Origin of the sequence: Cupriavidus pauculus (assembly GCF_003854935.1) — a bacterium.
Taxonomy (GTDB): domain Bacteria; phylum Pseudomonadota; class Gammaproteobacteria; order Burkholderiales; family Burkholderiaceae; genus Cupriavidus; species Cupriavidus pauculus_C.
The window spans coordinates 1159103-1179365 of sequence record NZ_CP033970.1; the positions used below are offsets into that span (position 1 = coordinate 1159103).

Here is a 20263-nt window from a genome sequence, read left to right on the forward strand (position 1 = left end):
CGGCCATGAGATGGATTCCACTGCTGCTGGCGGGCGCGTCCATGGCCCTGGCGTTCGTGGCGCTGCCCCGCGCGGCAGCCCCGCGCCGCCCGGCCGACCGCCTGCGCATGGTGGAAGGCAGCCCGCTCTGCGACACCGCCAGCCGGCCGGGGATGGTCGAGCTGGCGGGATCGCTCGCGCATGAGCTGAACCAGCCGCTGACGGCCATCACCAGCAATGCGCAGGCCGCGCGCGAGTACCTGATGTCGGGCGCGGCGGCGCAGGACGAAATCCGCGAGATCCTGGACGACATCGTCACCGACGCCTCGCGCGCCAGCGACATCGTCAAGGGCGTGCGCGCGCTGATCCGTGGCGAGGCGCCCCGGCTGGTGGCGTTTCCGATTGCCGACGTGGTCGACCGCGCGCTGGAGCTGGTGCGCGACGAAGCGCGGGCGCGTGGCGTGACGGTGCAGGGCGCGGCAGACCCGGCGCTGCCCCGTGCGATGGGCGACCCGATGGAAATCCAGCTCGTGCTGCTGAACCTGCTGGTCAACGCGCTGGACGCCGTGCAGGCCGCCCCGTCCGGCGTCGCACGGCAAGTCAACGTGTCGGCCGCCGCGCGCGACGGCCTGCTGCTGATAGCCGTGCGCGACAACGGCTGCGGCGTCAGCGAGGGCGACCTCGACAAGATCTTCCGGCCGTTCTTCTCGTCCAAGCCGCGCGGCATGGGGCTGGGCCTGTCGTTCAGCCGCGCGCTGATGGAGCGCAACGGCGGGCGCCTGCGCGCCATCCGCAACCGCGACATCGGCATGACCTTCGAATGCCTGCTGCGCACCGAGGCAGCCACCGCCCACCACGCCGCGCCCGCGACGATGGCATCCCGCCTGCGCACCGCCACCTCCAGGAGATAGCACCGCCATGCTTGCCACCAGGACCACCATCCATATCGTCGACGACGACGACAGCGTGCGCCGCGCGCTGGGCCGGGTGCTTGCGGCCCACGGCTATCTCACGGCGGGGTTTGCCTCGGCCAGCCAGTTCCTGGAAGAGGCGGACCTGGACAGCACGCCGGGCTGCGCGCTGCTGGACCTGCAGTTGCCCGACATCAGCGGCATCGACCTGCAGCAGGCGCTGTGCAGCCGCATCCCGGTCATCATCCTGACCGGCCACGCCGACGTGGCCAGCGCGGTGCTGACGATGCAGGCCGGCGCCATCGACTTTCTGCAGAAGCCGGTGTCCGACGTGCAACTGCTGGCGTCGGTGGCGCGCGGCTGCGAATGCGCGGCGCGCCAGTTCACGCAGGCGCGCGAGTTGCGCGAGCTGCGCAAGAAGGTGGATCGCCTGACGCCGCGCGAGCGCGAGGTGCTGGCGTGGATCGTCACCGGGTTCCGCAACAAGCAGGTGGCCAACCGGCTGGGCACGGTGGAGAAGACCATCAAGGTGCATCGCGCCCATGTGATGCAGAAGCTGGAGGTGGATTCGCTGCCCGCGCTGGTCCGCATTGCCGACCGCATGGGCATGGTGGCCGACACGGCCGCCTGAGCGCGCCGCGGCTGGACCATGGGCCAATATCGCGCGCCGCGCGGGTCTCGTAGCCTAGGCAGATACATGCTTACCATCGGCTGCGCCGCTCGCACATGGGTCCTACCGGAAAATTCGTGGCGGTTGTCGACGACGATGCGTCCGTGGCGCGGTCCACGGCGCGGCTGTTGCACGCGGCCGGCATCGCGGCGGACACCTTTGCCAGCGGGGACGCCTTCCTGGCCCGGATGCACGGCCCGGCCGCGTACCGCCCGAGCTGCGTGATTCTGGACGTCTGCATGCCGGGCGTGGACGGGCTGGAAGTGCAGCAGCAGCTGGCCGGCCTGGGCCTGCCGCTGATCTTCATCACCGCCCACGAACTGCCCGAGGTGCGCGACCGCGCGCTGGCGGCCGGCGCCGTGGGCTACCTGCGCAAGCCTTTCGACGCCAACCAGCTGATCCGGCTGGTGCGCAGCGTGATGCTGTAGCCCCATGCCTTTGGTCCTTGGTCCAATTGCCAAGCAGCCGGCGGCGGGCGCACTCTTGTCAGGACGCGGCCCGCAGGCCAACCAGGGGGACTGGCAAATGGCGATACTGATGCTTTCCAACCTCCATCCCGACACCACCGAGGAACATGTGCGCGAATTCCTCGAACGCTATGGCTTTCCGCCGTTCGACGCGATCGAGCGGCAAGAGGGCGACGGCACGCGGCCGGGCATGACGCTGACGTTCAACACGGTGGACATGGCGGCCCTGCAGCACTTCGTGCCGCGCATCCACGGCGTGTTCTGGAACGGCCACAAGCTCAACGCGCTGCTGCTGCGGGAACGCTTCAACTAGTCGCGCGGGCCGCGCGCGGGGAGGGACGACGATGGCAAGCGGTCTGCAATCCATGCGCGGCCTGGGGGTCTGGCTGGCGGCGGCCGGACTGGCCTTGGCCGCCTGCAACCGCCACGAGGCCAAGGCCCCGGCCGCGCCGCCGGTGACCGAGGTGGGCGTCGTCAAGGTGGCGCTGCGCGACGTGCCGCTCACGTACGAGTACGTCGGCGAGACGCAAAGCTCGCAGCAGGTGGAAATCCGCGCGCGCGTCAACGGCTTCCTGGAACAGCGGCTGTACACCGAGGGCGCGCTGGTCAAGGCCGGGCAGGTCATGTTCCGGATGGACCAGAAGCCGTTCAAGGCGGCGCTGGAGGCCGCGCAGGCCGAACTGGCCCAGCAGCAGGCGCGGCTTACCACCGCGCGCGCCAACCTGGCCAGGGTGCGTCCGCTGGCGGCGCGCAACGCGTTGAGCCAGAAGGACCTGGACGACGCCACCGGCCAGGAGCAGGCGGCGGCCGCCGCTGTCGAGGCCGCCAAGGCCAATGTCACCAATGCCAAGCTGAACCTGGGCTACACCACGATCATGTCGCCGGTGGACGGCCTGTCGAGCTACGCCAAGAAGCAGGTGGGCTCGTACATCGACGCCTCGAACAGCCTGCTGACCTACGTGGCCAAGCTCGATCCGATCTGGATCAACTTCAGCCTGTCGGAAAACGAGGTGCTGGGCTTCCAGTCGCAGTCGGCGGCCGGCACGCTGAAGCTGCCCGACCGGGGCGCGATGGAGGTGGAGATCGTGCTGGCCGACGGCAGCGTCTATCCCAGGCGCGGGCATATCGCGTTTGCCGATGCGTCGTTCAATTCCGAGACCGGCACCTACCTGATCCGCGCCGAGATGCCGAACGGCCAGGGCATGCTGCGGCCCGGACAGTTCGTGCGCGTGCGGGTGATGGGCGCGCTGCGCACGCGGGCCATCACCGTGCCGCAGGAGGCCGTGGTGCAGGGCCAGCGCGGGCAGTCGGTATGGCTGGTGGGCAAGGACAACAAGGCCGAGTCGCGCGTGGTGGACGTGGGCGAGTGGTCGCACGGCAACTGGGTGATCCGCTCTGGCCTGCGCGAAGGCGACACGGTCATCGTCGACGGATCGGTGCGGCTGGCGCCCGGCGCGCCGGTCAAGCCCGTGGCGGCGGCTCCGCAGGCCACCGACGGGGCGCGGCCGCCCGCCGCGCCGCCCGGTCCGCCCGCCGCCGCGCCAACGGCCCCGGCCGGGGCCCAGCCGGCGAAGGGTGCCGCGTCATGAAGCTGTCCCACTTCTTCATCGACCGGCCGATCTTTGCGTCGGTGCTGTCCATCATCATCGTGGTGGGCGGCATGGTGGCGCTGTTCAACCTGCCGATTGCCCAGTTTCCCGAGATCACGCCGCCCAGCATCACGGTGTCGACCACGTACCCCGGCGCCAGCTCGGAGGTGGTGGCCCAGAACGTGGCCGCGCCGATCGAGCAGCAGGTGAACGGCGCGGACAACATGCTGTACATGTCGTCCACCAGCTCGTCCACGGGCAACATGACGCTGACCACGTTCTTCGAGATCGGCACCGACCCGTCGCTGGCGCAGGTGGACGTGCAGAACCGCGTGAACCTGGCGCTGCCGACGCTGCCGGACGCCGTGACGCGCCAGGGCGTGACCGTGGAAAAGCGCTCGCAGGCGTTCATGATGGTGATCGCGGTGTATTCCCCGGACAACAGCTACCCGCAAACCTTCGTCGACAACTACACGAGCATCTACATCCTGGACGCGCTCAAGCGCATTCCGGGCGCCAACCAGTCGTCGATCTTCGGCACGCCGGACTACGCCATGCGGATCTGGCTCAAGCCGGACCGCATGGCCCAGCTCGGCATCACGGCCGAGGACGTCAAGAACGCCGTGGCCAACCAGAACGAGCAGTTCTCGGCGGGGCGGATCGGCCAGTCGCCCACGTCGGAGCCGGTCAAGCAGACGTTCCCGGTGACCACCAAGGGGCGCATGACCGAGCCGCAGGAGTTCGAGAACATCATCCTGCGCGCGGCCTCCGGCGACGCGGCGCTGGTGCGGCTCAAGGACATCGGCCGGGCCGAGCTGGGGTCGAAGGACTACTCGCTGCGCAGCCGCTACCAGGGCAAGACGGCCACGCTGCTGGCCGTGTACCAGCAGCCCGGCGCCAACGCGCTGGCCGTGGCCGGCGAGGTGCGCAAGACGCTGGAGGCGGCCAAGAAGACGTTCCCGCCGGGGCTGGAATACGAGATCGCGCTGGACACCACCGAGTTCGTGCACGAGTCGATCAACGAGGTGGTGCATACGCTGCGCGACGCGGTGATTCTGGTGATCCTGGTCGTCTACCTGTTCCTGCAGAGCTTCCGCGCCACGCTGGTGCCGATCCTGGCCGTGCCGGTGTCGATCATCGGCACGTTCACGGCCATGGCCGCGTTCGGCTTCTCGGTGAACATGCTTACGCTGTTCGGGATGGTGCTGGCCATCGGCATCGTGGTGGACGACGCCATCGTGGTGATCGAGAACGTCGAGCGCAACATGATGGAGTTCCACATGCCGCCCAAGGAGGCCGCCAAGGCCGCCATGGACGAGGTGGGCGGGCCGGTGATCGCCATCGTGCTGGTGCTGCTGGCCGTGTTCATCCCGGTGGCGTTCCTGTCCGGCATCACGGGCCAGCTCTACAAGCAGTTCGCCATCACGCTGGCGGTGTCGGTGCTGCTGTCCGGGGTGGTGGCGCTGACGCTGTCGCCCGCGCTGGCGGCCATCCTGCTCAAGCCCGGCACGCACGAGAAGAACCGCTTCTTCCGCTGGTTCAACCGCAGCTTCGACCGCGTGGTGGAAGGCTACGGCTCGGCGGTGCAGACCGTGATCCGGCGCACGGTGATCTCGCTGGCCATCGTGGTGGCGCTGGTCGTGGCGGCCGTGCTGATGTTCGTGCGCATTCCGTCGTCGTTCCTGCCGGTGGAGGACCAGGGCTACCTGCTGGGCGCCGTGATCCTGCCCGACGCGGCCAGCCTGGACCGCACCGGCGCCCTGTCCCGGCGCGCGGCGGAGTGGTTCGAGAAGCAGCCGGCGGTGAAATCGGTGGCCGTGCCGGACGGCTACAGCCTGATCGATTCGCAGAACAAGTCCAACGCCGGCACGCTGTTCATCACGCTGAAGGGCTTTCACGAGCGCGGCAAGGGCGAGAGCGCGGCGGACCTGATCGCGCAGGCCACGCAGGAGTTCTCCACCTACCGCGATGGGCTGGTGATACCGGTCAACCCGCCGTCGATCCCGGGGCTGGGCACCACGGGCGGCTTCGAATTCTGGCTGCAGAGCACCGGCGACGGCACCTACCAGCAGCTGGAGGAACGCACGCGCGCGTTCATTGCCAAGGCGCGGCAGCGGCCGGAGCTGCGCGGCGTGAGCACGACGATCAACACGCGGTCGCGCCAGCTGCTGGTGGACCTGGACCGCGAGCGCGCCGAGACGCAGGGCGTGCCCGTGGAGCAGGTGTACTCGGCGCTGCAGACGATGTTCGGCTCGCTGTACGTGAGCCAGTTTCCGAAGAACAGCCGCCTGTTCCAGGTGATCCTGCAGGCCGAGCCTGAGTACCGGTCGCGGCCCGAGGACCTGGACAAGGTCTACGTGCGCAACGCCCGCAACGAGATGGTGCCGATCAAGGCCGTCACGACCGTGCGCTGGGTGGCCGGCGCGGACCTGGTCACCCGCTTCAACAACTTCCCGGCGGCCAAGATCACCGGCGATGCCGCGCCCGGCTACAGCTCGGGCCAGGCGCTGCAGGCCATGGAGGAGATTGCCGCCGAGGTGCTGGGCGAGGGCTACAGCTACGCGTGGAGCGGGCAGGCGTACGAGGAAAAGAAGGCTGGCTCCACGGCCGCCATGGTGTTCGCGTTCGCGCTGCTGATGGTGTTCCTGATCCTGGCGGCGCAGTACGAGAAGTGGTCGCTGCCGCTGGGCGTGCTGCTGGCCGTGCCGTTCGCGCTGTTCGGCGCGCTGGTGGGCATCCTGTTGCGCGGCATGGAGAACGACGTGTACTTCCAGATCGGCCTGACGGTGCTGATCGCGCTGGCGGCCAAGAACGCGATCCTGATCTTCGAGTTCGCGGTGGAGATGCGCGTCAAGGAAGGGCTGAGCGCGTACGACGCGGCGGTCAAGGCGTCCAAGCTGCGGCTGCGGCCGATCATCATGACGTCGCTGGCGTTCATCCTGGGCTGCATTCCGCTGGCCATCGCCAGCGGCGCGTCGGCCGCCAGCCGCCAGTCGCTGGGTACCGGTGTGATCGGCGGCATGCTCGGCGCCACGATCATCGCCATCTTCTTCATCCCGATGTTCTTCTGGGGGCTGGAGCGCGAGAGCAAGAAGAAGCTGGCGCGGCAGGCCGCCCGCGACGCCGGCCCGGCCGAGCCCACCGGAGGCACCCTGTGAACCGGCCGGCGCCGAGCGCTGCCGGCCCCGAGAAGGAGCGAACCATGTCCAGATCGAAGATTTCCGTGGCGCTGCTGTGCGCGGGGCTGGGCGCCGCGCTGAGCGTGCCGGCGCTGGCGCAGAAGCCCATCGCCTATCCGGCCAAGGGCCAGAGCCAGGCGCAGCAGCAACAGGACGACGGCTACTGCTATTCGTGGGCCAAGTCCAACACCGGCATCGACCCGGCCGCGGTGGCCGCCGCGCCGCCGCCCCAGCAGGGTGGCCCGGCCGTCGGCGGCGGCGAGCGCGTGGGCGGTGCCGCGCGCGGGGCGCTGGGCGGCGCGGTCATCGGCGGCATTGCCGGCGACGCGGGCAAGGGCGCCGCGGCCGGCGCGGCGGTCGGCACGATGGCGGGCGGCCATCGCGCGCGCCAGAACCAGCGCAATGCGCAGGCCAACGCCCAGCAACAGCAGTCCGGCGCCATGAGCACCTACTACCGCGCCTATTCCGCCTGCATGCAGGGGCGCGGCTACACCATCCAGTGACTGGCACCGGCATCCGCATGGAGACAGCCTTGAAACCGATTCCGCGACGCCAGGCGCTGGCCCTGGCCGTACTGCTTGCCGCGGCCTGGCCGGCGCGGGCCTATTACGACCACTTCCTGAGCGGCACGATTATCGGCACGCTGAACAAGGACCAGACCGCCGAGCTGACCACGGCGTTCGGCAAGACGCTGTCCGAGTCCGACGATGGCAAGAGCGTGCCGTTCCACCTGGCGCCGAACGCCAAGGGCAAGCCCACCGATGGCACGTTCACGCCGCTCACGACTCGCACAGAGAACGGCCAGCGCTGCCGCAAGGTGCGCAGCGAGCTGCGCCAGCCGGGCCGCCAGCCCGAACGCTGGACGGGCTGGTACTGCCAGCAGCCGGACGGCGAGTGGAAGAAGACGCTGCTGAAGGACTAGGGGCCGGCGTCGGCCGTCAGCCCGGCCGCTAGAAGCGCTCGGGGATGTAGCGGTAGGGGTAGTCGGGCGCCCGGTAGCCGCCGGCCTTCTGCCGCGCTGGCAGCGTGATCTTCTTGCGCGCGATGCGCTCGTAGGGCACGGTGTCCAGCAGGTGGCGGATGATGTTGAGCCGGGCGCGGCGCTTGTTGTCCGAGCGCACCACGTGCCAGGGCGCGAATTCGGTGTCGGACGCCTCGAACATCGCGTCGCGGGCGCGCGAGTAGTCGTACCAGCGGCTGTACGACTTCAGGTCCATGTCGGTCAGCTTCCAGGTCTTGCGGCCGTCCTTGATGCGCTGCTCCAGCCGGCGCGTCTGTTCCTCGGGGCTGACTTCCAGCCAGTATTTCAGCAGCCGGACGTTGGAGCCGACGATGGCGCGCTCGATCAGCGGCACCGCGCGCAGGAAGATGTCCACCTGGCTGTCGTCGGCAAAGCCCATCACCCGTTCCACGCCGGCGCGGTTGTACCAGCTCCGGTCGAAGATCACCACCTCGCCGGCGGCCGGCAGGTAGGGGATGTAGCGCTGCATGTACATCTGGCTCTTTTCGCGCTCGGTGGGCGCGGGCAGCGCCACCACGCGGAACACGCGCGGGCTGACGCGCTCGGTCAGCGCCTTGATGGTGCCGCCCTTGCCAGCGCCGTCGCGCCCCTCGAAGACGATGCAGATCTTGGCGCCGGTGGCCTTGACCCAGTCCTGCAGGTGCACCAGTTCCACGTGCAGGTCGGCCAGCGCCGCCTCGTATTCCTTGCGGCCGAGCGCGTTGCCGTCGCCGGCAGCGTCCGCGGCGCCCCCCTTCCGTTTTGCCATGGCTGATCCCCCGCGTGCGATGCACGGACTTTGCAATGCCGTACCAATCTGGACACTGCGCCGCGCTTTGGCAATGGACCTTGGTCCAATGCTTGGCCCAAGGACCAATTGCATTGCCCCGGCGATTGGCGGACGCTTGCCGTCAGCGCCTTATTTTCCAGGGTGGCCGGCATGCGCAAGAGCGGATTCCTGTTGATGGTGGGAGCGATGTGGCTGGCCGTGATCGGCATCTTCTGGAGCGATCCGAGCGGCCAGACGCCCGACAAGCTGAACCTGTTCCGGTTTGCGCTGCACGGCCTGGAGGTGCAGTTGTTCCGCACCGGCGGCGACCCGCCGCGCTACCTGGTGAACGTGCTGGCCCGCGACTGGCTGCTGGGCTGCCTGCTGCTGTTTGCCGCCGGGGCGGCGCTGGTGTTGGTTGCGCGCCGCCGCCAGCAGGTGTGAAGCCCGGCCGCATGCCGGGCGGACAACGGAGTCATACGATGCTGCAAGCGCCGTATTCCACCGCGACCGTGTCGCGCACGCTGATCGATTCGCTGATCCGGTTCGGCCTCGTGGCGCTGCTGGCCACGTTCTGCTTCCAGATCTTCCGGCCGTTCATGAACCTGCTGGTCTGGTCCGTGATCCTGGCCATCACGCTCTATCCGCTGCAGGTGCGGCTGCGCGGCCGGGTGTTTGCCGGCGATGGCCGCACCGCCACGCTGATCATCGTGCTGGTCATCGCCATCGTGCTGGTGCCCACCTACCTGCTGGGTACGGCGCTGATCGAGTCGATGGAACAGGCGATGGCGATTGCCCGGCGCGGCGAATTCCATATCCCCCCGCCGCCGGAGGCGCTGGCCGGCTGGCCGCTGGTGGGGCGCCGGCTGCACGACGCCTGGGCCATGGCCGCCACCGACGCGGCCAGCCTGATGGAAAGGCTCGGCCCGCAGATCAAGGCGGCCAGCCTGACGGTGCTGGGCGCCATCGGCGGCGTGGGCGTGGGGCTGCTGGTCTTTGTGGGCGCGCTGATCATCGCCGGCATCATCATGGCCTACGGCGAGCAGGGCACGCGCAGCGCCGTGCGCATCGCGACGCGCATCACGGGGCCAGAGCGGGGCCCGCGCCTCACGGCGCTCTGCACGGCCACGATCCGGGCCGTGGCGCAGGGCGTGGTGGGCATCGCGTTTATCCAGATGCTGCTGATTGGCGTGGCGTTCGTGCTCAAGGGCGTGCCCGGCGCGGGGCTGCTGGCGCTGGCGGTGCTGCTGCTGGGCATCATGCAGTTGCCGGCCACGCTGATCACGATTCCGGTGATCCTGCTGGTTTTTGCGTCCGAAGGCGCCAGCGCCACCAATATCGTCTTTGCCATCTACGTGTTCATCGCCGGGCTGGCCGACAACGTGCTCAAGCCGCTGATGCTGGGCCGGGGCGTGGATGTGCCGATGCCGGTGATCCTGGTGGGCGCGCTGGGCGGCATGGTCACGGGCGGCGTGATCGGGCTGTTCATCGGGCCCATCGTGCTGGCGGTGGGCTACCAGTTGTTCTGGCAGTGGGTGGACGAGCCGCTGCCGCGCATCGAATTGGAGCCGCGCAGCAACGCCGACATCACCGGAGGCTAGCCGTGGCCGCGCGTGCCGGCGCCTGGCTGGCAACCGCCGCGCTGCTGGGTGCCTGCGCCCGCGTGGGCCCCGACTTCCAGCCACAGCCCGAGGCGTGGAGCGCCGGCTGGCGCAGCGACGCCATCGAGCAGGTCAGCACGCAGCAGGCCGAGCCGGACCTGCGGCAGTGGTGGCAGGTGTTCGGCGATCCGGTGCTGGAGGCGCTGATGGCCGAGGCCGATGCCGGCAACGCCGACGTCAAGGTGGCCGGGCTGCGCGTGATGGAGGCGCGCGCCCAGCTGGGCATGGCGCTGGCGGGCCGCTATCCGCAGATGCAGCAGGCCAGCGCCGCCGCGCTGTACGTGAACAGCCGCCAGTCGGGGCCCACGGCGCAGACCAGCCGGCTCTGGGAGTACAGCGCGGGCGTCGACATCGGCTGGGAACTTGACTTCTGGGGCCGCTTTGCGCGGGCCATCGAGTCGGCGGACGCCGCGTACTTCGCGGCCCAGGCCAACCGCGAGGCGGTGCTGGTGCTGCTGCACGCGCAGGTGGCCAACACCTACTTTGCGCTGCGCACGGCCGAGGCGCGGCTGCGCATCGCGCGGGACAACGCACGGCTGCAGCACCGCAGCTTCGAGATCACCGAGCGGCTGTTCAAGGGCGGCGAGAGCGACGAGCTCGATTTCCAGCAGGCCCGCACGCAGTACCTGGGCACGCTGAGCAGCATTCCGGAGTTCGAGAACCAGATTGCGCAGGCCCGCAACGCGCTTGGCGTGCTGCTGGGCCGTCCGCCGGGGCCCATGCCGGAACTGGCCGATGCCGGCGCGCGCGAGGGCGTGCTGCCGCTGATCGACCGCGCGGTGCTGCAGGACGTGCCGGCCAGCCTGCTGCTGCGCCGGCCCGACATCCGCGCCGCCGAATGGCGCGTGGCCGCGCAGTCAGCCCAGATTGGCGTGGCGCGGGCCGACCTGTATCCGTCGGTGTCGCTGATCGGCAGCATCGGCTGGTCGGCCACGTCGCTGCCCGGCACGCAGAACGGCCTGCTGCTGGTGGGCGGCCCCAGCGTGCGCTGGAACATCTTCGACTACGGCCGCATCGTCAACAACGTGCGCGTGCAGGACGCGCGGCTGCAGCAGTTGATCGTCGACTACCAGGCCGCAGTCCGGCAGGCGGCGCGCGAGGCCGACGACGCGGCCAGCGGGCTGATCCGGGCGCTGCAGCGCGAGCGGATACTGGGCGAGGCGGCGGTATCGGCCGAGCGTTCGCTGTCGCTGGCCAACACCGTGTTCCGCGAGGGCTATTCGGACTTCCAGCGCGTGCTGGACGCGCAGCGCGCGCTGTTCGCGCAGCAGGATGGCTACCTGGTCAATCGCGGCAACGCCGTGAACTACCTGATCGCGCTGTACAAGTCCCTGGGCGGCGGCTGGGACACGCCGGTGCCGCTGGTGGATGCCGGCACGCGCGCGCAGATGCGCCAGCGCACCAACTGGGGCAACTTGCTGGACGAGGTGCCGTCGCCGCCATGAACGATCGCGCCGATCCCGCCGCCGCGCCGCCGCAGGCAGCCCCTGCTCAGGACGCCCCGCCGCCCCCGCCGCGCGATCCGTCGCGCAAGGCCGTGCGCGGGATCGTCGCGCTGATCGTGCTGACCCTGGCGTGGTACCTGCTGGCCGACCGGCTGACGCCCTACACCCAGCAGGCGCGCGTGCAGGCGTTCGTGATTCCGGTGGCGTCCGAGGTATCGGGCCGCGTCACGCGTGTGTACGTGCGCAACAACCAGAACGTGGCGGCCGGCACGGTGCTGTTCGACGTCGATCCGCAGCACTACCGGATCGCGCTGGACCGCGCCCGCGCGGACCTGGAATCGACGCGGCGGCAGATTGGCGCCAACACGGCCGGCATCGATGCGGCGCGGGCGTCGCTGCGCGCGGCGCAGGCCAACGAGCTCAAGGCGCGGCAGGACAGCGAGCGGCTGGAGCGGCTGTATCGCGAGGACCCCGGCACGGTGTCGGTGCGGCGGCTGGAGGTGGCGCGTGCCACGCATACGCAGGCCGTGAGCCAGGTGGCGGCGGCGCGTGCCGAGGTGGAACGCGCGCGCGAGCAGCAGGGCGGCGGCGACGACGACAACGCCAAGCTGCGCAGCGCCGCGGCGGCCGTGGAAAAAGCCGAGCTCGACATGGCCAACGCGCAGGTGCGCGCGCGCACGGCCGGGCTGGTCACCGACCTGCGCACCGAGGCCGGCCTGTACGCGGCGGCCGGCAGCCCGGTCATGACGCTGATCGCCATCCACGACGTGTGGATCAGCGCCGACATGACCGAAAACAACCTTGGCCACCTGGCGCCCGGTACGCCGGTCGGCATCGTGCTGGACGCGCTGCCCGGCCGGGTGCTGAGCGGCAAGGTGCGCAGCATCGGCTACGGCATCAGCGCCGGCCAGCCCGCGCCGCCGGGCGGGTTGCCCACCGTGCAGAACAGCCGCGACTGGCTGCGGCCCGCGCAGCGCTTTCCGGTCATCGTCGACATCGATCCCGGCCAGCTCGATACGCTGCGCGGCATCCGCGTGGGCGGGCAGGCCGAGGTGATGGCGTTTCCGCGCGATGGCAACCCGCTGAACCTGCTGGGCCGCGCGTTTCTGCGCGTGATGAGCTGGATGTCCTATGTCTACTGACGCGGCCGCCGCGCCGGCCCTGCGCGCCGCCATGGCCCGCCGCGCGCTGCGGCTGGCGCTGGGCACGGCGGGCTGCCTGGCCGTCAGCTTCGGCCTGCAATGGCCGGTGCCAGTCATGGCGCCGGTGCTGGCCGTGTTCGTCTTTGCCGCGCTGGACCGGCCGCTGCCGCTCAAGGCCGGGCTGGGGCTGGCGCTGGTGGTGATGCTGGCCACCGGCAGCGGGCTGCTGCTGGTGCCGTTCCTGCGCCATGCGCCGGCCGCCGGCGTGCTGATGGCGGCCCTGTGCCTGTTCCTGGCGTTCCGCTATGGCCTGCGCGGTGGCAACGGGCTGGTGTCGACGTTCGTCGTGGCCGGGGTCACGCTGATTGCGGCGGCCGGCACGGCCAGCGGCGCGCTGGCGCTGACGGTGATCGGCGCGCTGACACAGGGGCTGACTGCGGCGGTGCTGGCGCTGGGCGCCTGCCATGCGCTGGTGCCCGAGCATGGCGCGCCGGCCCCGCGCCCGCCGCCGCGCGCCGTGCCGGACGCGGACCGTATCGCCTGGCGCGCCACGCTGGTGGTGATGCCGCCGTTCCTGCTGGCGCTGTCGGACCCGGTCGCCTATCTGCCGATCATCATGAAGGCTGTCAGCCTGGGCCGGCAGAGCTGCACCACGGCGCGCGGCGCGGCGCTGGAGCTGGTGGGCTCCACGCTGATGGGCGGCCTGCTGGCCATCGCGTGCTGGCTGGCGCTGGGGCTCTTCGTCCATCTGTGGATGTTCTTCCTGTGGATGGCGCTGTTTGCGCTGCTGGTGGCGCGCCGGCTGTTCCGCGTGGCGCCCACGGCGCTGTCGCCGGGATTCTGGCTCAACAGCCTCGTGACGATGATCATCCTGCTCGGGCAGTCCGTGGCCGACAGCGCGGCGGGCAAGGACGTCTACCAGGCGTTCATGGTGCGCATGGGCCTGTTCGTGGCCGTGTCGCTCTATGCCTGGCTGATGCTGGCGCTGCTGGACCGCCCGCGCGCCGTGGCCGCCGCATGACAGTGCGACGTCAGGGCCGTCCGCCATGGCGCCGGCGCCACGCAATCGGCGCCTCGCCGAACTGCGCGGAGAACCAGCGCGAGAACGACGCCGCCGAGCCGTAGCCCAGCAGCCCCGACACGCGCAGCAGCGAATAGTCGGGATTGGCGACGTAGCGCAGCGCCAGGTCGCGCCGCACCGTGTTGACGATGTCGGTGAACGACTCGCCCGACGCATCGAGCTGGCGCTGCATCGTGCGCAGGCTCAGTCCCAGGCCCTGCGCCACGGCGTCGGCGGTGGCGCGGCCCATCGGCAGCATCAGGTAGACGGCATTGCGAACTTCGCGCCCGATGGAGGCATCGTTGACGCGCGGTAGCGTTTCCACCACCCGCTCTGCGTGGCGCGCCATGGCCGGGTTGCCGGTGGGATTGGGCGCCGACAGGTCTTCCGCCGCGCAGACGATGCCGTTGAACTCGCTGCCGAACGCCAGCGGGCAGCCGAACAGCCGGCGATGCACCTGCGTGTCCGGCGGCGCCGTGTGCGTGAAGTGCACGCCGACCGGATGCCACTGCGGCCCCAGCAGCGCGCGGCAGAGCCGGAACACCACGCCGATGGCCAGTTCCGTGGCCTGCCGCGACGGCGTATCGAGCACCACTTCCTGGCGGATCACCGCCACCCGGCCGGTTGTCTCCAGCAGGATCGCCACCGACTCGTTGACCAGGTGACGGTAGCGGATGATCGTCTCCAGCGCGTCGCGCAGCGTGGCTTGCTGGCTGATCAGCAGGCTCATCACGCCGAAATCCGAAAGCTGCCGCGATTCCGCCATGCGCAGGCCGAAGGTGGGGCACGTGGCGGCCTGGGCGGCACTTTCCAGCAGCGCGGCGCAGGCTTCGGCGGGGATGCGCTGCTCCGGATCGGTCAGCAGCGCCTGGGTCAGGCGCGCGCCGCGCAGCAGCGGCAGCGGGTTGATGCCGAGGTCGCGCGCGACGTCGAAGAAGTTGGTCAGCGCGGCCGCGCGCACCAGGGTTTTCACGGGGGTCTCCTGTTGGGACGTGCGCCGCATGCGTGGCCGCGGCGCATCGTTGCCGCGATGATAGGTGGCCGTGGCATGAAATGCAAAGTCGCTGGATGGCCGTGCAAAGCAGCGGGGGCCGCGCGCTTCTAGATTGTCGACATGGCGGCGCAGATCGTGCCGCCAGCCGAATCTGGAGACGATCCCCATGGCAAAGGCAGTGCGCATGTATGAAACCGGCGGGCCCGAGGTGCTTCGCTACGAAGACGCGGAAGTGGGCGAGCCGGGTGCCGGCCAGGTCCGTATCCGCCACGTGGCGGTGGGCCTCAACTACGCGGACACGTACTTCCGCAACGGTACCTATCCCGTGCCGCTGCCGGCCGGCATGGGCGTCGAGGCGGCAGGCGTGGTGCAGGCCATCGGCCCGGGCGTGACCAACGTGGCCGTGGGCGACCGCGTGACCTACACCGGCTTTGTCAACACGCTGGGCGCGTACAGCACCGAGCGCCTGGTGCCGGCCGCGCCGCTGATCCGGCTGCCGGAAAGCATCGGCTTCGAGACCGCCGCGGCCATGACCATGCGCGGGCTGACGTCGGCCTACCTGATGCGCCGCATCCACACGTTCCGCAAGGGCGACACGATCCTGCTGCACGCGGCGGCCGGCGGCGTGGGGCTGATCGTGTCGCAGTGGGCGCGCCTGCTGGGGCTGAACGTGATCGGCACCGTTTCCACCGAGGAAAAGGGCGAGGTGGCGCGCGCCCATGGCTGCCAGCACATCATCAACTACAGCCACGAGGACGTGGCGGCCCGCGTGCGCGAGATTACCGATGGCGTGGGCGCCAACGTGGTGTTCGACAGCGTGGGCAAGAGCACCTTCATGGCGTCGCTGGATTCGCTCAAGCGGCGCGGCCTGCTGGTGTGCGTGGGCACGGCGTCGGGCCCGGTGCCGCCGTTCGACCCGGTGCTGCTGGCGATGAAGGGATCGGTATACGTGACCCGTCCCGCGCTGGCCGACTACATCGCCGATCCGGCCGAGAAGGCCGAGCTGGCCGGCGAGCTGTTCGACCACGTGGGCGCCGGCCGCATTCGCATCGAGATCCACCAGCGCTACGCGCTGCAGGACGCGGTGCAGGCCCACCGGGACCTGGAGTCGCGCAAGACCACGGGTTCGTCGATCTTCGTCATCTAAGGAGCCGCCATGCAAGTCCGACAACTGAGCTGTGCCCTGGGCGCCGAACTGCAGGGCGTGGACCTGGCCGATGCCGTCCGCAGCGACGACCTGTTTGGCGAGTTCCGCGCGCTGCTGCTGAAGCACCGCGTGCTGTTCCTGCGCAACCAGCAGTTCAGCCGCGCCGAGCACGTAGCCTTTGCGCGCCGCTTTGGCGAGCTGGAGGACCACCCGGTGGCCGGCAGCGACCCCGAGCATCCGGGCCTGGTACGCATCTACAAGTCGCCCGACCAGCCGAACGACCGCTACGAGAACTGCTGGCATGCCGACACCACGTGGCGCGAGGCGCCGCAGTTTGGCGCGGTGCTGCGCTGCGTGGAATGCCCGCCCGTGGGCGGCGACACGATGTGGGCCAACATGGCGCTGGCCTACGAGCGGCTGCCTGACACGGTGAAGGCCCAGATTGCCGACCTGCGCGCGCGCCACAGCATCGAGGCCAGCTTTGGCGCGGCCATGCCGATCGAGAAGCGGCTGGCGCTGAAGGCCCAGTACCCCGACGCCGAGCACCCTGTGGTGCGCACCCATCCCGACACCGGCGAGAAGGTGCTCTACGTGAACGGCTTCACCACGCATTTCACCAACTACCACACGCCCGGGCGCGTGCGGTTCGGCCAGGACGCCAACCCCGGCGCGGCCGACCTGCTGCGCTACCTGGTGTCGCAGGCGTACATCCCCGAGTTCCAGGTGCGCTGGCGCTGGGAACCGAACAGCGTGGCGATCTGGGACAACACGGCCACCCAGCACTACGCGGTGATGGACTACGCGCCGTGCCACCGCAAGATGGAGCGCGCCGGCATCATCGGCAGCGTGCCTTACTGAAGTTTGAAAGGAAACACAGGCATGAGAGACCAGAATCTCGTCGTGACGACCCCTTCGGCATACGCCTACCCGCTGCTGGTCAAGCAGCTGCTGACCAACGCGATGAGCCTGTATGGCGACCAGGAGATCAGCTACCGGGGCGAGATGCGCTACACGTACCGCGACTTTCACGCGCGGCTGGGCCGGCTGGCCGGCGCGCTGGCGTCGCTGGGCGTGCGCCATGGCAGCACCGTGGCCGTGATGGACTGGGACAGCCATCGCTACCTGGAGTGCTACTTCGGCGTGCCGATGATGGGCGCCACGCTGTTCACGGTGAACGTGCGGCTGTCGCCGCAGCAGATCCTGTACACGCTCAACGACGCCGGCGCCGACGTGGTGCTGGTGCATCCGGACTTCCTGCCCGTGCTGGCGCAGATAAGCGACGGGCTGGTGCGCCAGCCGCGCCTGGTGCTGATGGCCGACGGGCAGGACGTGCCGCCGGGCCCGCTGGCGTTCGACGGCGAGTACGAGGCCATGCTGGCCGCCGCGCCGGACGGCTACGACTTTCCGGACTTCGACGAGCGCACCAAGGCCACCACGTTCTACACCACGGGCACCACGGGCGACCCCAAGGGCGTCTGCTACAGCCACCGCGACATCGTGCTGCACACGCTGACGGCGGCCACCAGCCTGTGCGCGCCGCGCGAAGGCCAGCGCATGCACCGGGAAGACGTGTACATGCCGATCACGCCGATGTTCCACGTGATGGCGTGGGGCATGCCGTACGTGGCCATCATGCTCGGCCTGCGCACGGTGCTGCCGGGCCGCTACGTGCCGGCCGCGCTGCTGGCGCTGCGCGAAGCGGAGAAGGTGACGTTCTCGCACTGCGTGCCGACGATCCTGCAGATGCTGCTGCAGGCGGCCGGCGAGGGGCAGCACAACCTGTGGGGCTGGAAGATGATCATCGGCGGTTCGGCGCTGCCGCCGGTGCTGTGCGAGGCGGCGCTGGCGCGCGGCATCGACATCTTTGCCGGCTACGGCATGTCCGAGACCGGCCCGATCGTGGCGCTGGCGCAGTTGCCGCCGGGCTACGTGGCGGGCAGCCGCGAGGAAGAAGTGGCGCTGCGCTGCGCCACGGGCCGGCCGGTGCCGCTGGCGGACTTCCGCGTCGTCGGCCCCGACATGCGCGAGGTGCCGCACGACGGCAAGGCGCAGGGCGAGATCGTGCTGCGCGCGCCGTACCTGACGAAGTCGTACTTCCGCAAGCCGTCGGCGTCGGAGGAGCTGTGGGCCGATGGCTACCTGCACACGCAGGACGTGGCGGTGATGGGGCCGGACGGCTTCGTGCAGATCGTCGACCGGCTCAAGGACGTGATCAAGACGGGCGGCGAATGGGTGTCGTCGATCGAGATCGAGAACCTCGTGACGCAGGTGCCGGGCGTGCAGGAATGCGCGGTGATCGGCGTGCCCGACGCGCGCTGGGGCGAGCGGCCGATGGCCTACGTGGTGCGGCAGGCGGGCGTGGAGGTAGACGCGCAGCAGATCCGCACGGCGCTGCTGGACCATGTGGCAACGCAGCGGCTCAGCAAGTTCGCGGTGCCCGAATCGGACCGGATCGCCTTTGTGGCGGCGATTCCCAAGACCAGCGTCGGCAAGATTGACAAGAAGCTGCTGCGGGAACGCAAGGCAGCCTGAGGCGAGAAGGAAAGGGAAACTTGGATGCCGCCCGGCCAGCCGGGCGGTTTTTTTCTTGGCGCGGGCCGGTCAGGCCAGCGTCCGGAACGCGCCCAGCGCGTGGTGGGCCAGCAGCGCGGCCAGCACCAGCATCGTGATGCCAATCAGCCGGTCCAGCACCTGCCACGCGCGCGGGCTGGCAAACCACGGCGCCAGCCAGCGCGCGCCAAAGCCCAGCGCGCCGAACCACAGCAGGCTGCCGCAACTGGCGCCGGCCACGAACCACGTGCGCATCGGCGCGGGATGCTGGGCGCCGATGCTGCCCACCAGCAGCACGGTGTCCAGGTAGACGTGGGGATTGAGCAGCGTGAAGGCCAGCGCCTGGGCCAGTACCGCGCCACGGCTGGCGTTGCCGGCGGCCTGCGCGGTCTGCATCGCGTGCTGCTGCCGCGCGCGGCGCCACGCGCGCCAGCCGTAGTACGCCAGGAAGACAGCGCCCGCGAGCGCCAGCGTGGCCGCCAGCGCGGGGCGGTCCCCCAGCGCCTGGGCCATGCCCATCACGCCGGCGGCGATCAGCAGCGCGTCGGCCAGCGCACACAGCAGCACCACGCTGCCCACGTGCTCGCGCCGCAGGCCCTGGCGCAGCACGAACGCATTCTGGGCGCCGATGGCGACGATCAGGCCGAGGCTCAGTGCCAGGCCCTGGAACAGGACGGCGAGGCCGGGGGATGGGGTGGCGGTGATGGCTAGCATGGCGCGCAGCTTGCCATCGTGGCGCCGTGAAGACAAACTAAACAATCTTCATCCACATTAGCCAGGCTAAATCATGCTCGACTACGCCGCGCTGTCCGCGCTGGCCGCCGTGGTGCGCGAGGGCAGCTTCGAGCGCGCCGCCCGGGCGCTGCACGTGACCCCTTCGGCCATTTCGCAGCGCATCCGCATGCTGGAGGAACGCGTGGGCTGCGCGCTGGTGATCCGCGACACGCCATGCCGCGCCACCGAGACCGGGCGCCGGCTGTGCCAGCACGTGGACCATGTGCGGCTGCTCGAACAGGAATTGCACGATGCGCTGCCCGCGCTGGCGCCCGACGGCACGTCGCGCGTGCCGCTGCCGGTGGCGGTCAATGCCGACAGCCTGGCGACGTGGCTGGCCGATCCGCTGGCCACGTTCGCGGCGCGGCACGCGGTGCTGATGGATGTGTCGGTCGACGACCAGGACCATACGACCGAGTGGCTGCGCAGCGGCGCGGTGCTGGCCGCCGTGACCGCCACGGCGCGGCCGGCGGCGGGCTGCAACAGCCGGCCGCTCGGGGCGATGCGCTACGTGGCGGCGGCCAGCCCGGCGTTCATGGCGCGCTATTTCCCGGATGGGGTGGGCGCCGGCAGCCTGGCCAGCGCGCCGAGCCTGGTCTTCAACGGCAAGGACGAATTGCAGGCGCGCTGGGCCAGCCGGCTGTGCCACCGGCCGGTGGCGCTGCCGCGGCATATGCTGCCGTCGTCGCACGCGTTCGTGACGGCGGCGCTGGCCGGCATGGGCTGGGGCATGCATCCCCAGTCGATGATCGCGCCGCACCTGAAGCGCGGCACGCTGGTGGAACTGGTGCCGGAGACGCCGCTGGACGTGGCGCTGCACTGGCAGCATGCGCGCGCAGCGTCGGCACTGCTCGAGGGGCTGGGCAACGAGGTGCTGGCCGCCGCCCGCCGCGCGCTGCTGCCGCTGTGACGGACGCCTGGCGCGG

20 protein-coding genes are annotated in these 20263 nt (G+C 70.2%); 17 read left to right on the forward strand and 3 right to left on the reverse strand.

Annotation, left to right across the window (positions count from 1 at the left end; genetic code table 11):
- The first annotated feature begins 5 nt into the window (after nt 1-5).
- The 8 genes from EHF44_RS23275 to EHF44_RS23310 all read left to right on the forward strand — a co-directional run bounded on the left by EHF44_RS23275 (nt 6) and on the right by EHF44_RS23310 (nt 7717).
- Nucleotides 6-890, forward strand: coding sequence for a sensor histidine kinase (locus EHF44_RS23275; protein WP_124686046.1), 885 nt, complete (start codon nt 6-8; stop codon nt 888-890).
- A gap of 7 nt (nt 891-897) precedes the next feature.
- The gene (locus tag EHF44_RS23280) at nt 898-1521 is read left to right on the forward strand and encodes a response regulator transcription factor (RefSeq protein WP_124686047.1); all 624 of its coding nucleotides are present in this window, start codon (nt 898-900) and stop codon (nt 1519-1521) included.
- A 95-nt stretch (nt 1522-1616) separates the two neighbouring features.
- Entirely contained in the window at nt 1617-1988 is a 372-nt protein-coding gene (locus EHF44_RS23285; protein WP_124686048.1) for a response regulator transcription factor, read from the forward strand.
- Between the two features lie 109 nt (nt 1989-2097).
- Nucleotides 2098-2340, forward strand: coding sequence for an RNA recognition motif domain-containing protein (locus tag EHF44_RS23290; protein WP_367613709.1), 243 nt, complete (start codon nt 2098-2100; stop codon nt 2338-2340).
- Between the two features lie 31 nt (nt 2341-2371).
- Nucleotides 2372-3616, forward strand: coding sequence for an efflux RND transporter periplasmic adaptor subunit (locus EHF44_RS23295; RefSeq protein WP_124686050.1), 1245 nt, complete (start codon nt 2372-2374; stop codon nt 3614-3616).
- Nucleotides 3613-6774: an efflux RND transporter permease subunit gene (locus tag EHF44_RS23300; RefSeq protein ID WP_124686051.1), complete on the forward strand. Its 3162-nt coding sequence runs from the start codon at nt 3613-3615 to the stop codon at nt 6772-6774. Before EHF44_RS23295 ends, EHF44_RS23300 begins: the two co-directional genes overlap by 4 nt.
- Before the next feature lie 44 nt (nt 6775-6818).
- The gene (locus tag EHF44_RS23305; RefSeq protein WP_124686052.1) at nt 6819-7298 is read left to right on the forward strand and encodes a glycine zipper domain-containing protein; all 480 of its coding nucleotides are present in this window, start codon (nt 6819-6821) and stop codon (nt 7296-7298) included.
- 29 nt (nt 7299-7327) lie between these two features.
- On the forward strand, nt 7328-7717 hold the full coding sequence (locus tag EHF44_RS23310; protein ID WP_253700185.1) for a hypothetical protein: 390 nt from the start codon (nt 7328-7330) through the stop codon (nt 7715-7717).
- Between the two features lie 28 nt (nt 7718-7745).
- On the opposite strand, the gene ppk2 is transcribed toward EHF44_RS23310, so the two are convergent.
- A complete protein-coding gene (ppk2, locus tag EHF44_RS23315; protein ID WP_124686054.1) occupies nt 7746-8564 on the reverse strand; it encodes a polyphosphate kinase 2 in 819 nt (272 codons plus the stop codon).
- A gap of 171 nt (nt 8565-8735) precedes the next feature.
- On the opposite strand from ppk2, the gene EHF44_RS23320 reads away from it, so the two are divergent.
- Genes EHF44_RS23320 through EHF44_RS23340 form a run of 5 tightly spaced genes read left to right on the forward strand, consistent with a single transcriptional unit; the run spans nt 8736 to nt 13833 of the window.
- The gene (locus tag EHF44_RS23320) at nt 8736-9008 is read left to right on the forward strand and encodes a hypothetical protein (protein WP_124686055.1); all 273 of its coding nucleotides are present in this window, start codon (nt 8736-8738) and stop codon (nt 9006-9008) included.
- A 38-nt stretch (nt 9009-9046) separates the two neighbouring features.
- Nucleotides 9047-10165: an AI-2E family transporter gene (locus EHF44_RS23325; RefSeq protein ID WP_124686056.1), complete on the forward strand. Its 1119-nt coding sequence runs from the start codon at nt 9047-9049 to the stop codon at nt 10163-10165.
- A 2-nt stretch (nt 10166-10167) separates the two neighbouring features.
- Nucleotides 10168-11670, forward strand: coding sequence for an efflux transporter outer membrane subunit (locus EHF44_RS23330; protein ID WP_124686057.1), 1503 nt, complete (start codon nt 10168-10170; stop codon nt 11668-11670).
- Nucleotides 11667-12812: an HlyD family secretion protein gene (locus EHF44_RS23335; RefSeq protein WP_124686058.1), complete on the forward strand. Its 1146-nt coding sequence runs from the start codon at nt 11667-11669 to the stop codon at nt 12810-12812. The genes EHF44_RS23330 and EHF44_RS23335 overlap by 4 nt, the downstream gene beginning before the upstream one ends.
- Nucleotides 12802-13833: a DUF2955 domain-containing protein gene (locus EHF44_RS23340; RefSeq protein WP_124686059.1), complete on the forward strand. Its 1032-nt coding sequence runs from the start codon at nt 12802-12804 to the stop codon at nt 13831-13833. The genes EHF44_RS23335 and EHF44_RS23340 overlap by 11 nt, the downstream gene beginning before the upstream one ends.
- A gap of 10 nt (nt 13834-13843) precedes the next feature.
- On the opposite strand, the gene EHF44_RS23345 is transcribed toward EHF44_RS23340, so the two are convergent.
- Nucleotides 13844-14845 carry an AraC family transcriptional regulator gene (locus EHF44_RS23345; RefSeq protein WP_216643994.1) on the reverse strand — a complete coding sequence of 334 codons (1002 nt, stop codon included), beginning with the start codon at nt 14843-14845 and terminating at the stop codon, nt 13844-13846.
- Nucleotides 14846-15032: 187 nt separating this feature from the next.
- Here EHF44_RS23345 and EHF44_RS23350 point away from each other — a divergent pair, with 187 nt between their 5' ends.
- From EHF44_RS23350 to EHF44_RS23360, 3 genes are read left to right on the forward strand one after another with little or no spacing between them, the layout of a single operon-like run.
- Nucleotides 15033-16013 carry a quinone oxidoreductase family protein gene (locus tag EHF44_RS23350; protein WP_124686061.1) on the forward strand — a complete coding sequence of 327 codons (981 nt, stop codon included), beginning with the start codon at nt 15033-15035 and terminating at the stop codon, nt 16011-16013.
- Between the two features lie 9 nt (nt 16014-16022).
- The gene (locus EHF44_RS23355; protein ID WP_124686062.1) at nt 16023-16871 is read left to right on the forward strand and encodes a TauD/TfdA dioxygenase family protein; all 849 of its coding nucleotides are present in this window, start codon (nt 16023-16025) and stop codon (nt 16869-16871) included.
- A gap of 21 nt (nt 16872-16892) precedes the next feature.
- Nucleotides 16893-18545, forward strand: coding sequence for a fatty acid--CoA ligase (locus EHF44_RS23360; RefSeq protein ID WP_124686063.1), 1653 nt, complete (start codon nt 16893-16895; stop codon nt 18543-18545).
- 69 nt (nt 18546-18614) lie between these two features.
- Here EHF44_RS23360 and EHF44_RS23365 read toward each other — a convergent pair whose 3' ends face one another.
- Complete coding sequence (locus tag EHF44_RS23365; protein ID WP_124686064.1) at nt 18615-19277, reverse strand: LysE/ArgO family amino acid transporter; 663 nt, start codon at nt 19275-19277, stop codon at nt 18615-18617.
- A gap of 73 nt (nt 19278-19350) precedes the next feature.
- Here EHF44_RS23365 and EHF44_RS23370 point away from each other — a divergent pair, with 73 nt between their 5' ends.
- Nucleotides 19351-20247 (forward strand): LysR family transcriptional regulator ArgP, encoded by an 897-nt coding sequence (locus tag EHF44_RS23370; RefSeq protein ID WP_124686065.1) that lies wholly within the window; start codon nt 19351-19353, stop codon nt 20245-20247.
- Nucleotides 20248-20263 lie beyond the last annotated feature (16 nt).

What these genes read in the sequence shown, in the direction of transcription:
- EHF44_RS23290 (WP_367613709.1), top strand. Translation starts at nt 2,098, where the DNA reads ATGCTTTCCAACCTCCATCCCGACACCACCGAGGAACATGTGCGCGAA.
- EHF44_RS23275 (WP_124686046.1), top strand. Translation starts at nt 6, where the DNA reads ATGAGATGGATTCCACTGCTGCTGGCGGGCGCGTCCATGGCCCTGGCG.
- EHF44_RS23295 (WP_124686050.1), top strand. Translation starts at nt 2,372, where the DNA reads ATGGCAAGCGGTCTGCAATCCATGCGCGGCCTGGGGGTCTGGCTGGCG.
- EHF44_RS23355 (WP_124686062.1), top strand. Translation starts at nt 16,023, where the DNA reads ATGCAAGTCCGACAACTGAGCTGTGCCCTGGGCGCCGAACTGCAGGGC.
- EHF44_RS23320 (WP_124686055.1), top strand. Translation starts at nt 8,736, where the DNA reads ATGCGCAAGAGCGGATTCCTGTTGATGGTGGGAGCGATGTGGCTGGCC.
- EHF44_RS23340 (WP_124686059.1), top strand. Translation starts at nt 12,802, where the DNA reads ATGTCTACTGACGCGGCCGCCGCGCCGGCCCTGCGCGCCGCCATGGCC.
- EHF44_RS23335 (WP_124686058.1), top strand. Translation starts at nt 11,667, where the DNA reads ATGAACGATCGCGCCGATCCCGCCGCCGCGCCGCCGCAGGCAGCCCCT.
- EHF44_RS23300 (WP_124686051.1), top strand. Translation starts at nt 3,613, where the DNA reads ATGAAGCTGTCCCACTTCTTCATCGACCGGCCGATCTTTGCGTCGGTG.
- EHF44_RS23360 (WP_124686063.1), top strand. Translation starts at nt 16,893, where the DNA reads ATGAGAGACCAGAATCTCGTCGTGACGACCCCTTCGGCATACGCCTAC.
- EHF44_RS23370 (WP_124686065.1), top strand. Translation starts at nt 19,351, where the DNA reads ATGCTCGACTACGCCGCGCTGTCCGCGCTGGCCGCCGTGGTGCGCGAG.
- EHF44_RS23280 (WP_124686047.1), top strand. Translation starts at nt 898, where the DNA reads ATGCTTGCCACCAGGACCACCATCCATATCGTCGACGACGACGACAGC.
- EHF44_RS23350 (WP_124686061.1), top strand. Translation starts at nt 15,033, where the DNA reads ATGGCAAAGGCAGTGCGCATGTATGAAACCGGCGGGCCCGAGGTGCTT.
- EHF44_RS23365 (WP_124686064.1), bottom strand. Translation starts at nt 19,277, where the DNA reads ATGCTAGCCATCACCGCCACCCCATCCCCCGGCCTCGCCGTCCTGTTC.
- EHF44_RS23305 (WP_124686052.1), top strand. Translation starts at nt 6,819, where the DNA reads ATGTCCAGATCGAAGATTTCCGTGGCGCTGCTGTGCGCGGGGCTGGGC.
- EHF44_RS23325 (WP_124686056.1), top strand. Translation starts at nt 9,047, where the DNA reads ATGCTGCAAGCGCCGTATTCCACCGCGACCGTGTCGCGCACGCTGATC.
- ppk2 (WP_124686054.1), bottom strand. Translation starts at nt 8,564, where the DNA reads ATGGCAAAACGGAAGGGGGGCGCCGCGGACGCTGCCGGCGACGGCAAC.
- EHF44_RS23285 (WP_124686048.1), top strand. Translation starts at nt 1,617, where the DNA reads ATGGGTCCTACCGGAAAATTCGTGGCGGTTGTCGACGACGATGCGTCC.